10 protein-coding genes are annotated in these 11,664 nt (G+C 72.2%); 6 read left to right on the forward strand and 4 right to left on the reverse strand.

Annotated features, from left to right (window positions below; translation table 11 throughout):
- Nucleotides 1-11: 11 nt before the first annotated feature.
- On the reverse strand, nt 12-1,358 hold the full coding sequence (locus ACIGAQ_RS18005) for a DUF6716 putative glycosyltransferase (protein ID WP_399783842.1): 1,347 nt from the start codon (nt 1,356-1,358) through the stop codon (nt 12-14).
- Between the two features lie 198 nt (nt 1,359-1,556).
- Between ACIGAQ_RS18005 and ACIGAQ_RS18010 the strand changes: the two genes are divergently transcribed.
- The 4 genes from ACIGAQ_RS18010 to ACIGAQ_RS18025 all read left to right on the forward strand — a co-directional run bounded on the left by ACIGAQ_RS18010 (nt 1,557) and on the right by ACIGAQ_RS18025 (nt 6,194).
- Nucleotides 1,557-2,543, forward strand: coding sequence for a glycosyltransferase family 2 protein (locus ACIGAQ_RS18010; protein WP_399783845.1), 987 nt, complete (start codon nt 1,557-1,559; stop codon nt 2,541-2,543).
- Complete coding sequence (locus ACIGAQ_RS18015; RefSeq protein ID WP_362277304.1) at nt 2,543-3,877, forward strand: alpha-2,8-polysialyltransferase family protein; 1,335 nt, start codon at nt 2,543-2,545, stop codon at nt 3,875-3,877. Before ACIGAQ_RS18010 ends, ACIGAQ_RS18015 begins: the two co-directional genes overlap by 1 nt.
- 178 nt (nt 3,878-4,055) lie before the next feature.
- Nucleotides 4,056-5,213: an acyltransferase gene (locus ACIGAQ_RS18020; protein WP_311680063.1), complete on the forward strand. Its 1,158-nt coding sequence runs from the start codon at nt 4,056-4,058 to the stop codon at nt 5,211-5,213.
- A gap of 63 nt (nt 5,214-5,276) precedes the next feature.
- A complete protein-coding gene (locus ACIGAQ_RS18025; RefSeq protein WP_399783848.1) occupies nt 5,277-6,194 on the forward strand; it encodes a class I SAM-dependent methyltransferase in 918 nt (305 codons plus the stop codon).
- Between the two features lie 30 nt (nt 6,195-6,224).
- On the opposite strand, the gene ACIGAQ_RS18030 is transcribed toward ACIGAQ_RS18025, so the two are convergent.
- A complete protein-coding gene (locus ACIGAQ_RS18030) occupies nt 6,225-6,875 on the reverse strand; it encodes a TetR/AcrR family transcriptional regulator (RefSeq protein ID WP_311680067.1) in 651 nt (216 codons plus the stop codon).
- A 76-nt stretch (nt 6,876-6,951) separates the two neighbouring features.
- Here ACIGAQ_RS18030 and ACIGAQ_RS18035 point away from each other — a divergent pair, with 76 nt between their 5' ends.
- Nucleotides 6,952-8,373, forward strand: coding sequence for an FAD-dependent oxidoreductase (locus tag ACIGAQ_RS18035; protein ID WP_399783851.1), 1,422 nt, complete (start codon nt 6,952-6,954; stop codon nt 8,371-8,373).
- 16 nt (nt 8,374-8,389) lie between these two features.
- Here ACIGAQ_RS18035 and leuE read toward each other — a convergent pair whose 3' ends face one another.
- Nucleotides 8,390-9,037, reverse strand: coding sequence for a leucine efflux protein LeuE (gene leuE, locus ACIGAQ_RS18040; protein ID WP_362277294.1), 648 nt, complete (start codon nt 9,035-9,037; stop codon nt 8,390-8,392).
- A gap of 61 nt (nt 9,038-9,098) precedes the next feature.
- Nucleotides 9,099-10,679 (reverse strand): methylmalonyl-CoA mutase family protein, encoded by a 1,581-nt coding sequence (locus ACIGAQ_RS18045; RefSeq protein WP_362277291.1) that lies wholly within the window; start codon nt 10,677-10,679, stop codon nt 9,099-9,101.
- A gap of 138 nt (nt 10,680-10,817) precedes the next feature.
- Here ACIGAQ_RS18045 and ACIGAQ_RS18050 point away from each other — a divergent pair, with 138 nt between their 5' ends.
- Nucleotides 10,818-11,657: a L,D-transpeptidase family protein gene (locus tag ACIGAQ_RS18050; protein WP_399783856.1), complete on the forward strand. Its 840-nt coding sequence runs from the start codon at nt 10,818-10,820 to the stop codon at nt 11,655-11,657.
- Nucleotides 11,658-11,664 lie beyond the last annotated feature (7 nt).

The raw sequence follows: 11,664 nt of genomic DNA on the forward strand, positions 1-11,664 counted from the left end.
CTCGGGGCGGCTCACAGCTCCCCCATCCGCCGGATGACGGGCGCCACGCGCTGCACGCCGTGCCGGTAGGCGCCGCGCGCCGCCCGGCGCACGATCTGCCGGACCGGTCCGGGCTCCTTGTCGGCGGCGGGCGCGCCGGGCAGCGGCGTGCCGTCGGGGCCGAGGTGGTGGCGGGCGAGGATCCCGGGCAGATAGCCGGGCGCGGTGGCGGGGGTGTAGTACGGGGTCAGCGGGGGCAGGCCGCCGGGCCGGTCGAGCAGTTCGGCGATCCGTTCGCGGGCCGCGTCGAAGGCCGAGTCGTAGGTGCCGTCGGCGGCGACGCCCTGCCGGGAGACCCACTCCTCGTCGGGTGCCGGCCGGTGCCCGGCGTCGAGCTGGTCCCAGGAGGCGAGGCAGCCGGAGCCCACGAAGTGGTGGTTGCCGAGCGACTCGCGCACGCCCAGGTCGGTGAGGACGACCGTGGGGATGCGGCGGTGCAGCGACTCCAGGGCGGCCGTGGAACTGACCGTGACCAGCAGGTCGGTCCGGTCGAGGACCTCGCCCATGTTGCCGTAGACCAGGCGGAAGTTGGCCGGCGGGTCGAGGCGCTGCACCAGCTTCTGGTACGGCAGTTCCTCGATGTGGGTGGTGTGCTCGCCCGGCTTGGAGCGCAGCTTCAGCAGCACCTCGCGCTCGGGGTGCCGGCGGGCGTGCTGCACCAGCCGGTTCAGCAGGTACGTGCGGTCCTTGCGGCTCTCGGGGACCGAGGGCTGGGCGGCGAAGACGACCGTGTACGGGTCGTGTTCACCGTCGTACGAGGCGCCTCCGAGAAACGGCAGGGCCACCTCCGTCACCGCGGAGGCGTCGGCGCCGACCCCTTCGTACACGGCCCGGAAACGGTCCGCGTCCTGGCGGGAGTTGGCGAGGACGAGGTCGGCGCCGTGCCGCAGGAGCAGGCCGTCGGCGAGCTTCTCGTAGACGACGCCGACGTAGCCGGTGACGACGACGGGGCGTGAAGTGCGGCCTTCCCAGGCCCGCTTGAGGCCGTGCAGCATGGCCTGTACACCGCCGCCCACCAGGGACAGCACGAGGACGTCGTAGGACTCCTCGGTCATGACGCGCAGGAACTCGACCGCGGTGACCTCGCGGAGCGAGTCGGCGCGCACGCCCACTTCCTGGAGCTGGCGCGGGGTGGGCGTGGCCCGGCCGCGCAGCAGGAATCCGTCGAGGGCGGGGCCGACTTGCGCGCCCTCGCGCGCTCCGGCTTCCATGGACGGTCCCGGGGCGATGCGGTGCGCGGTCAGCGCACCCCATTTCCATCGGGTGTCGGAGTCCGCGAGGACCGCGATGCGCGGGCGCTTCGGTGTACTTGCTGGCACGTCGATGACGCTAGGAAGCGAATCCTAGGTATGGCGGAACCGCGACTCAACGAAAAGTTAACAACACCCCACCGCGAGCCGAACTGGCCCGCCGGAAAGCGGGAAGTACACGCGGTGCACCGTTCTGACACATGGAGTTCACCCGGTGTACGTTCACCGGAAAGTTCAGCTGCCGGCCGGGCTCCTAACGTTCTGCGGGTGCCTAAGCTTTCCGTGATCGTGCCGTTCTACAACGTGCAGCAATATGCCCCGGACACCCTCAGAAGCCTTCGGCTGAACGCCGACCGCGATTTCGAGTTCATCCTGGTCGACGACCATTCGAAGGATGAAACCCCGGCCATTCTCGAACGGGCGGCCGAGGAGCTCTCGGATGTCGCGCAGGTGCGTTGCATCCGACACGAGAAGAACGGCGGCCTCGCCACCGCCCGCAACACCGGCCTGGACGCGGCGCAGGGCGAGTACCTGACGTTCCTGGACGGTGACGACTGGCTGGCCCCCGGCTATCTCACCGAACTGGTGTCCGCCATGGACCGGTTGGGGTGCGACTTCGTGCGCACCGACCATGTGCAGGCCACCGCCCGGGCCCGCTCGGTGCACCGGGTCCCGGTCGGCCGCCGCTGGGAGGCGTTCGACCCGCGCGAGGCGATCCTCCCGGCGCACCGCTCCACGTCGGTGGACTACGCCTACGCCTGGGCCGGCGCCTACCACCGCCGCCTGGTCGACAAGGGCGTGCTCCACTTCACGGACGGGCTGCGCACGGCCGAGGACCGGCCGTGGATCTGGAAGCTGCACCGGGAGGCGGAGTCGTTCGCGGTGGTCAGCCTGCTGGGCGTGTTCTACCGGCGCGGGGTGGCCTCGTCCCTGACCCAGATCGGCGACGTCCGCCAGCTCGACTTCATCCGCGCCTTCGACCAGGTGATCGAGGAGACGGCCGCGGACCGGGAGGCGGACCGGCTGCTGCCCAAGGCGGTGCGCACCTACTGCGCGATCATCGCCCACCACCTCTCCAACGAGGACAGGTTCGAACCGGCCGTGGCCAGGCAACTGCGGTCGATGAGCGCGGCGGCCATCAAGCGGATGCCGCAGGACGCGCTCGCCGACGCCCTGGAGGCCATGGACATGGACCGCGCGTCCAAGCTGCGGCGGCTGCGCCGCCGGGTGACCACGACGGGAGCGGCAGCCTGATGCCCGGAACCACTCAGATCTTCTGCGCCTCGACGCTGTACGGCGTCGCCACCCTGGCCGCCGCGATCGACTCCGACCTCTTCGAGGAGCCGGACCGCCGGGTGCTGCTGGTGTTCAACAACTCCGCGACGCCGGAGACCACCCCGGCGCTCGACGAGATGCCGGGCTTCGCCCCACTGCGCGAGCACTTCGACGACGTGCTGTCCTGGAACGAGGCCATCCGCCCCTTCCACCCGGGAGCCTGGACGCCGCGCGCCGACGACATCCCGCTCTTCGAGCGCTATCTGCGGATGCTGTGGAACCTCGGCGACGACCACGTCAGCCTGGTCCTGGAGTCGATCCAGGTGGCGCCCGCGCTCACGGTGGCCCAGCTGTTCACCGACGCCCCCGTCGACGTCTACGCCGACGGCCTGATGAGCTACGGCCCCACGCGCAACAAGCTCGACCCGCTGGTCGGCACCCGCGTGCGCCGGCTGCTCCACCTGGACCTGGTGCCGGGGCTCACGCCCATGCTGCTGACCGAGTTCGGCGTGCCGGCCCACCTGGTGCCGACGCCCGCGTTCCTGAAGGTGCTGGGCGAGGTCACCGAGACCGTGCCCGAACTGCCCGCCCTGCCCGGTGACTCGGCGCTGCTGCTCGGCCAGTACCTGTCGGCGCTGAACATCCTCTCCCCCGAGGAGGAGGAGGACCTGCACGTGCGGATGATGCGGGGCGCCGTCGCCCGCGGCCACCGCACGGTCGTCTTCAAGCCCCACCCGACCGCCCCGGCCCGCTACAGCCGCGCCCTGGAGACCGAGGCCGAGAAGCTCGGCGTCGACCTCACCGTGCTGGACACGCCCGTCCTCGCCGAGGTCCTCTTCGACCGCGCCCGGCCGGCCCTGGTCGTCGGCTGCTTCTCCACCGCCCTGTTCACGGCGTCGGCCTTCTACGACCTGCCCGTCGCCCGGATCGGCACCGAACTGCTGCTGGAGCGGCTGACGCCCTACCAGAACAGCAACCGCGTCCCGACCACGCTGGCGGACGCGCTGCTGCCCGGCCTGGACAGCGGCACGGAGGGCGACGTCCTGCCGGCCGAGCGCCTGCCCGGCCTGCTCACCGCCGTCGGGTTCACCATGCAGCCGCAGATCTATCCGGAGCTGCGCGAACAGGCCGAGCAGTTCCTCGCCCGGCATCTCGGTCCGCGCACCCGCCGCTACTTCAAGAAGCGCCGCCTCACCTCGCTCGGACTGCCCGGGGGAATTCCCCAGCGGCTCGCGTTCCTGCCCCGCAATTCCACGGCGCGCCGCGTGGTGCGGCGGGCGCGGGCGCTGCGCAACAAGGCGGTGCGCCGCTGAAGAAGGTGTGTCCGCAGGCCGGTTACGGCGACATCCAGATGAACCCATGGAAACCGGCAGGCGAAGCCTGTCGCCATCGAACGTAATTCCGTCAACTCTCGTCCTAGGGTGACAGGCGCCCTGCCCGCCCACAGGCGGCTCAGGTAAAGGACATACGAGCCACACAGAGGTTGTGAGCGTGACCGAGACGGTCGTCAGCACCCGTAAGCCCCGGCCCGGCCTCGTCGTGCCGGTCGAATCCCCGGGCGCCACGACCGTCCCACGGCGCCGGGAGAAGAAGTCCGCGGGGCGGCTGCGCGCCCTCGACGGCCTGCGGCTGCTGGCCGCGCTGATGGTCGCGGCGTACCACTACGGCGGGCGCGACGGTGAGGTCGCCGAGGCGTGGGGCTCCTCACCGAAGCTGCAGTTCCCCACGCTGCACGAGTGGTTCGCCTACGGCTGCCTCGGCGTCCAGGTGTTCTTCGTGATCAGCGGATTCGTGATCTGCATGAGCGGCTGGGGCCGGCCGCTGAAGTCGTTCTTCGCCTCCCGGGCCTCCCGGCTGCTGCCCGCCTACTGGGTGGCGGTCCTGCTCGTCACGGCCGTCTTCGCGCTGCCGGTCGTCGCCTACCGGGCGGTCTCGCCGAGCGACGCGCTGGTCAACCTCACGATGCTGCAGATGCCGCTCGGCGCGGACCGGGTGCTCGGGGTGTGCTGGACGCTGTGGGCGGAGGTCCGCTTCTACGCGTTGTTCGCGCTGTGTGTCGTGCTGCCCGGGGCCACCCGGCGCCGGGTCGTCCTGTTCTGCGCGGGCTGGACGCTGGCCGCGGTCATCGCCGACAACGCGCACATGCCGCTGCTCGACATCGTCCTGATGCCGGAGTACGCCCCCTTCTTCATCGGCGGTGTCGGCCTCTACCTCGTCCACCTCGACCGGCGGGACGTCCACGGCTGGGGCATCGTCGCCGTCAGCTGGCTGCTCGGGCAGCACTACGCGGTGCAGGACCTGTGGCACGCGCCCGACGCGGGCGGCTTCTCGTACCGCTCCTCGCTCGGCATCGTGCTCGTCGTCACCTTCGGCTTCGTGGCGGTCGCGGCGATCGCGCTGGGCCGGCTGCACCGGGCGAACTGGCGCTGGCTGACGGTGGCGGGCGCGCTGACGTATCCGTTCTACCTGGTCCACGAGCATCTGGGCTGGGTGGTGATCCACGCCCTGCACCGCGGTCTGGGGCTGACGTCGGCGGTGACTTTCCCGCTGACGGTGGCGTCAATGCTGCTGCTGGCGTGGTTGCTGCACAAGTATGTGGAGAAGCCGCTGACACCACGGCTGCGGGAGCTGCTGGCCAGGGCCGGCTGAGCTGTTCACGGGCCGTTCGACCCCCCGTCGGTTCGGGCAACGCTCACAGAGAAGGCGCGTCTCATGACCAACGCACAAGTGACCGACAAACACCCCGGCGAACTTGCGGACGTCCCGGGCTGGTTCCCGCCACTGGACCAGATGCTCTTCACCTGGTTCCTGGAGCGGCAGCAGAAGCAGGGGACCCACGGCGACCTGCTGGAACTGGGCGTCTACCTGGGCAAGAGCGCGATCCTGCTCGGCCATCACCTGCGGCCCGGCGAGACGTTCACGGTCTGCGACCTGTTCGAGGGCGAGGCGCCGGACGGCGCCAACCAGGCGGAGGCGGCGAAGTCGTACTCCTCGCTGACCCGCCAGGCCTTCGAGCGGAACTACCTCTCCTTCCACGACACCCTGCCGACGGTGATCGCCGCCCCCAGCTCGGTGGTCTCCGAGAAGGTGGCCCCGGACACCTGCCGCTTCGTCCACATCGACGCCTCGCACCTGTACGAGCACGTGCACGGCGACATCGGCGCGGCCCACGACATCCTGCTCCCCGACGGCATCGTGGTCCTCGACGACTTCCGCTCCGAGCACACGCCGGGCGTCTCGGTCGCCGCCTGGGAGGCCGTCCTCAACCGCGGGCTGCGGCCGGTCTGCCTCAGCACGCAGAAGCTGTACGGCACCTGGGGCGACCCCGAGCCGGTCCAGGAGGACCTGCTGGAGATGCTGCGGCAGCGCACGGACGTGGGGCTGAGCGTGCAGGAGGCGGCCGGGCACCGGCTGATCCGCACCCGCTCCCGGGGCATGAAGCCGCCGCCCTTCCCGACCTCCCGGCACTATGTGGCCCCGGTCCCGGCGCCGGCCCGCGCCGAGACCGCCGAGCCCCGTGCCGCGCGCCCGGCCCGGCCCGCCCCGTCCCGGGCCCGCCGGCTCGCCAAGGACCTGCTGCCGCCCGTCCTCACCCGGGCCGTACGGCGGGTGCGCGCGAGCAGGGCCTGAGGCACCGGGGTGTCCCGGGGCGCCGTGGTGTCATGAGACGCCGTAGCGCGCCGCGATCCCGTCGATCACGAGGGCCAGCCCTTCCTCGTAGTGCCGGCCGTAGTCCTCGAAGATCTCCGCGCCCGCCCGGGCCGACAGCGGGAAGTCGGCCATGAGGCGGGCGCGTTCGTCCATGTCGTAGCCCTCGCGGCGCTCCCCCGGCAGGGGGTGGACGCCCTGCTCCTCGGTGACGAAGCCGAGCGTGTACAGGTAGGTCGTGTTGAGCGCCCGGGCGGCCTGCGGGAGCGTGAGACCGGCGGCCGTGAGCAGGCGCAGGTTGTCCTCCATCTGCGCGGCGTGCTCGACGCCGGTGAAGCGTGAGCCGCTGAAGACCTTCGCGCCGTCGCGGTAGCCGAGCAGCGCCGTGCGCAGTCCGCGGTTCGCCTTCAGCAGCCGCTCCCGCCAGCCGTCGGCGGGGTCGAGCGCGGTCCCGGCGACCATCCGGCGGTACATCTCCGTCGCCATCTCGTCGAGCAGCGCCTGCTTGTCCTTGAAGTGCCAGTAGAGGGCGGGCGCCTTCACGTCCAGTTCCCGGGCGATGGCGCGCAGGGTCAGTCCGTCCAGGCCCACCTCGTTCAGCAGCCGCAGCGCGGTGTCCGCGACCCGGCGGCGGTCCAGGGGCGCGCGTCGTTCCGTCGTCACGCTTGACAACTTAACACCGTTAAGGCCACGCTCGTGGACACGGCGGCACTTAACAGCGTTAAGGAGTGGTGGGCGTATGGACACGGACGTACTGGTGGTGGGCGCGGGCCCGGCCGGGCTGGCGCTCGGCATCGATCTCGCCCGGCGGGGCGTGGCCGCGCTGGTCGTGGAGCGGGCCGAGGCGCTGTTCCCCGGCTCCCGGGGCAAGGGGCTGCAGCCGCGCACCATGGAGGTCTTCGACGATCTGGGCGTGCTCGGCGCCGTCCGCGCCGCGGGCGGCACCTACCCGGTGGGGATGATCTGGCAGGACGGCAGGCGCGCGGGCGAGCACCGGATGTTCGACCCGGCCGAGCCGAGCGAGGGCGCCCCGTACGACGAGCCGTGGATGGTGCCGCAGTGGCGCACGCAGGAGATCCTGCGGGACCGGCTGGAGGAGCTGGGCGGGCGGGTCGCCTTCGGCCGGGAGGTCGTCGGGCTGGCGCAGGACGAGGAGGGGGTCCGTGCGGAGTTCGCCTCCGGCGGGGCCGTCACCGCCCGGTACGTCGTCGCCGCGGACGGCGGCCGCTCGACCGTGCGCCGGCTGCTGGGCATCGGCATGACGGGCGAGACCGTCGACCCGAACCCGACGCTGGTGGCGGACGTCCGCGTCAGCGGCCTGGACCGCGAGCACTGGCACCTCTTCCCGCCCGGCCGGGACGGCTTCCTCGCGCTCTGCCCGCTGGCCGGCACGCAGGACTTCCAGCTCACGGCGCAGTTCACGGACGGGACGGTCCCGGACCTCTCCCTGGAGGGGATCCGCAAGGTCGTCGCCGCCCGCACCCATCTCGCGCCGGAGGCCGTGACGGAACTGTGCTGGGCCTCGGACTTCCGCCCCCGGGCGGCCCTCGCGGACCGCTTCCGCTCCGGCCGGGTCTTCCTCACCGGCGACGCGGCCCACGTGCACTCCCCGGCCGGCGGCCAGGGCCTCAACACCAGCGTCCAGGACGCCTACAACCTGGGCTGGAAACTGGGCGCGGTCCTGCGGGACGGCGCGGCGGCGGACCTGCTCGACTCCTACGAGGAGGAGCGGCGGCCCGTCGCCGCGGAGATGCTCGGGCTGTCCACGCGCGTGCACCGCGGCGAGGTCCGGCGCGGCGACGCGACCCGTCAGCTCGGCCTCGGCTACCGGGAGTCCTCGCTGACCCGCGAGACCCGGACCGACCCGGGCCCGCTGCGCGCGGGCGACCGCGCACCCGACGGGCGGGTGGCGGGCGTCCGGCTCTTCGACGCCTTCCGCGGCCCGCACTGGACGCTGCTGGCCCTGGGCGACACGGCACCGGCCGTCCCGGACCCCGGCGCGCGGATCCGTGTCGTGCGGGGGCCCGCGCCCGGCCCGTACGCGCCGGGCGTGTACCTCGTCCGCCCCGACGGCTACCTCGCCTGGGCGGGCGACACGGCGGCCGGGCTCCCCGGCCACCTGGCCCGCTTCGGCCTCGCCGGCCTCCCCGGCCTCGGCTGACGAGGCCGGCTCGGGTTCAGGAACTCGCCAGCGACAGCTTCACCGCGAAGCCCAGGAACAGCGCGCCGGCCGCCGACGTCGCCCCGGCCGACAGGCGCCGGCGGCGGCGGAAGGCCGCGGCCAGCCGGGTGCCGCCGAAGATCAGCGCGCTGAGGTACAGCACGCTGGCGAGCTGGGCGAGGACGCCCAGGACGACGAAGGACAGGGCCGGGTAGGCGTACGCCGGGTCCACGAACTGCACGAAGAAGGCGACGAAGAACAGGATCGCCTTCGGGTTGAACAGGCTGACGACGAAGGCACGCCGGAAGGGCCGCTCCTCGGCGGGCGCGGCGGGCTCATGGGAGGCGCCGCGCTCCCCGCGCGTGCGCCACATGCCCCAGGCGGCCCGCAGCATGCCGATCGCCAGCCAGGTGAGATAGCCGGCCCCCGCGTACTTGACGAGGGCGAACAGCACGGCGTTCGCCTGCAGCAGCGAGGCGACCCCGGCCGCGGACAGCGTCATGAGCACCGTGTCCCCGCACCACACGCCCGCGGCGGCGGTGTACCCGGCGCGTACGCCACGACGGGCGGCCACGGACAGCACGTACAGCGAGTTGGGACCGGGCAGCAGGATGATCAGCACGAGGCCCGCCAGGTAGGTGGGCAGATCGATGACACCGAACATGGAAGGGAGTGTCGCACGGAGGCCCGGAGTCCGGACCGGGCTCTCCTCCGCTGCCCATCCGTCAGAAGGCGTCCGACGGGACGTACACCCCCCACACCTCGCGCAGGGCGTTGCAGACCTCGCCCACCGTCGCCCGGGCCCTCAGCGCCTCCCGCATCGGGTACAGGACGTTGTCGTCTCCCTCGGCGGCCTTCTTCAGGGCGGTGAGGGCGGTGCCGACGGCCGTCTGGTCGCGCCGGGCGCGCAGGGCGGCCAGGCGTTCGACCTGCCGGGCCTCGATGGCCGGGTCGACCCGCAGCGGCTCGTAGGGCTCCTCCTCGTCGAGCCGGAAGCGGTTGACCCCGACCACGACCCGCTCACCGGAATCGGTCTCCTGGGCGATGCGATAGGCGTTGCGCTCGATCTCGCCCTTCTGGAAACCGCGTTCGATGGCCTCGACCGCCCCGCCCAGGTCCTCCACCCGGGCCATGAGACCGACGGCCGCCTCCTCCACGTCGTCGGTCATCCGTTCCACCGCGTACGAACCCGCGAAGGGATCGACGGTGGCCGTGACGTCCGTTTCGTGCGCCAGGACCTGCTGCGTGCGCAGGGCCAGCCGGGCGGAGGTGTCGGTGGGCAGGGCGATGGCCTCGTCGAAGGAGTTGGTGTGCAGCGACTGCGTGCCGCCCAGCACCGCCGCCAGCGCCTGGACGGAGACCCGGACCAGGTTCACCTCCGGCTGCTGGGCCGTCAGCTGCACCCCGGCGGTCTGGGTGTGGAAGCGCAGCATCAGCGACTTGGGGTCGCGTGCGCCGAACTCCTCGCGCATCACCCGCGCCCAGATCCGGCGCGCGGCGCGGAACTTGGCGACCTCCTCCAGCAGCGTGGTGCGCGCGACGAAGAAGAACGACAGACGCGGCGCGAAGTCGTCCACGTCCATCCCCGCCGCCACCGCCGTGCGCACGTACTCGATGCCGTTGGCCAGCGTGAAGGCGATCTCCTGCGCGGGCGAGGCACCCGCTTCGGCCATGTGGTAGCCCGAGATGGAGATCGTGTTCCACCGCGGCAGCCGCGCCTTGCAGTACTGGAAGATGTCCGCGGTCAGCCGCAGGGACGGCTTGGGCGGGAAGATGTAGGTGCCGCGGGCGATGTACTCCTTCAGCACGTCGTTCTGGATGGTGCCCGTCAGCTGCTCGGGCCTGGCGCCCTGTTCCTCCGCGACCAGCTGGTACAGCAGGAGCAGCACCGCCGCCGGGGCGTTGATCGTCATCGACGTGGACACCTGCTCCAGCGGGATCCGGTCGAACAGCACCCGCATGTCCTCGACCGAGTCGATCGCCACCCCCACCTTGCCGACCTCGCCGTGCGCGAGCGGGGCGTCGGAGTCGTGGCCCATCTGCGTGGGCAGGTCGAAAGCGACCGACAGCCCCGTCGTGCCGTGCGCGATCAGCTGCCGGTACCGGGCGTTGGACTCGCTCGCCGTGCCGAAACCGGCGTACTGACGCATCGTCCACGGGCGGCCCGTGTACATCGTCGGGTACACCCCCCGCGTGTACGGGTACGCCCCGGGCTCCCCCAGCTTCTCCGCCGGATCCCAGCCGTCCAGGGCCCGCGGCCCGTACACCGGCTCGATCGGCAGTCCCGACTCCGACTCACGCGCCATGGTGCGATGCCTCCCGGAAGCAGTGACCTCGCTCACCACCATGCCCTCTGGTTCGCGGCGGGTCACGCCCGGGGAACATCTCAGGTGACATCCGGGCGGGCCGGTGAGACGACGGGGGGCCGTGTGCGTACTACGGGCATGGGGAGAGCGACAGCGGCGGCGGTCGCCGTGCTGGTCGCGCTGACCGGCTGCACCGTGCAGACCCCCGACGGCGACGGGAAGGGCCGCTCACCGGTGCGCATCGAGCTGCCCGACGGCACGCCGTCACCCGCGCGCAGTCCCGCCGGCGACGGCCAGGACCGGCCGGGCACCGCCCCGCCCTCCGGTGACACGCCCCGGGCCGCGCCGCGCGTGCTGTGGTCGCGTGGCTCCACGGGCCGGGACGTCCGCGAGCTCCAGGCGCGGCTGCGGCAGGTCGCCTGGCTGTTCGACGGGCCGACGGGGACCTACGACGGGGCGACGGAGCGGGCGGTGAGCGGCTTCCAGGGCAAGCGCGGGCTGCCGCGCACCGGGCGGACCGACACCGTCACCTGGGAGCGGCTGGTGGGGATGACCCGCGAGCCGGGCCGCTGGGAGCTGTACCTGATGGGTGGCCAGCCGGCCGATCCGCCGGACCCGCGCTGTCTCGGCGGCCGGGTGCTGTGCATCGACAAGACCAGCAGGACGCTGCGCTGGATGGTCGACGGACGCACCCTGTCGACGATGGCCGTCCGCTTCGGCTCGGAGTACACGCCGACACGGGAGGGCGTCTTCTCCGTCTACTGGAAGTCCCGCGACCACGTCTCGACGCTCTACGACTCCCCCATGCCGTACGCCATGTTCTTCAGCGGCGGCCAGGCCGTGCACTTCTCGGCGGACTTCGCGGCCCGGGGCTACGCGGGCGCCTCGCACGGCTGCGTCAACGTCCGGGACGAGGCGGCGATCGCGAACCTGTACGCGCAGGTGCGCAACGGCGACAAGGTCGTCGTGTCCTGGTGAGACGCGA

Source organism: Streptomyces sp. NPDC085932 (assembly GCF_044540525.1).
Taxonomy (GTDB): Bacteria; Actinomycetota; Actinomycetes; order Streptomycetales; family Streptomycetaceae; genus Streptomyces; species Streptomyces levis.

Bases quoted from the DNA above. Each gene is read 5' to 3' on its own strand.
- ACIGAQ_RS18015 (WP_362277304.1), top strand. From the start codon at position 2,543: ATGCCCGGAACCACTCAGATCTTCTGCGCCTCGACGCTGTACGGCGTC.
- ACIGAQ_RS18025 (WP_399783848.1), top strand. From the start codon at position 5,277: ATGACCAACGCACAAGTGACCGACAAACACCCCGGCGAACTTGCGGAC.
- ACIGAQ_RS18035 (WP_399783851.1), top strand. From the start codon at position 6,952: ATGGACACGGACGTACTGGTGGTGGGCGCGGGCCCGGCCGGGCTGGCG.
- leuE (WP_362277294.1), bottom strand. From the start codon at position 9,037: ATGTTCGGTGTCATCGATCTGCCCACCTACCTGGCGGGCCTCGTGCTG.
- ACIGAQ_RS18045 (WP_362277291.1), bottom strand. From the start codon at position 10,679: ATGGCGCGTGAGTCGGAGTCGGGACTGCCGATCGAGCCGGTGTACGGG.
- ACIGAQ_RS18050 (WP_399783856.1), top strand. From the start codon at position 10,818: ATGGGGAGAGCGACAGCGGCGGCGGTCGCCGTGCTGGTCGCGCTGACC.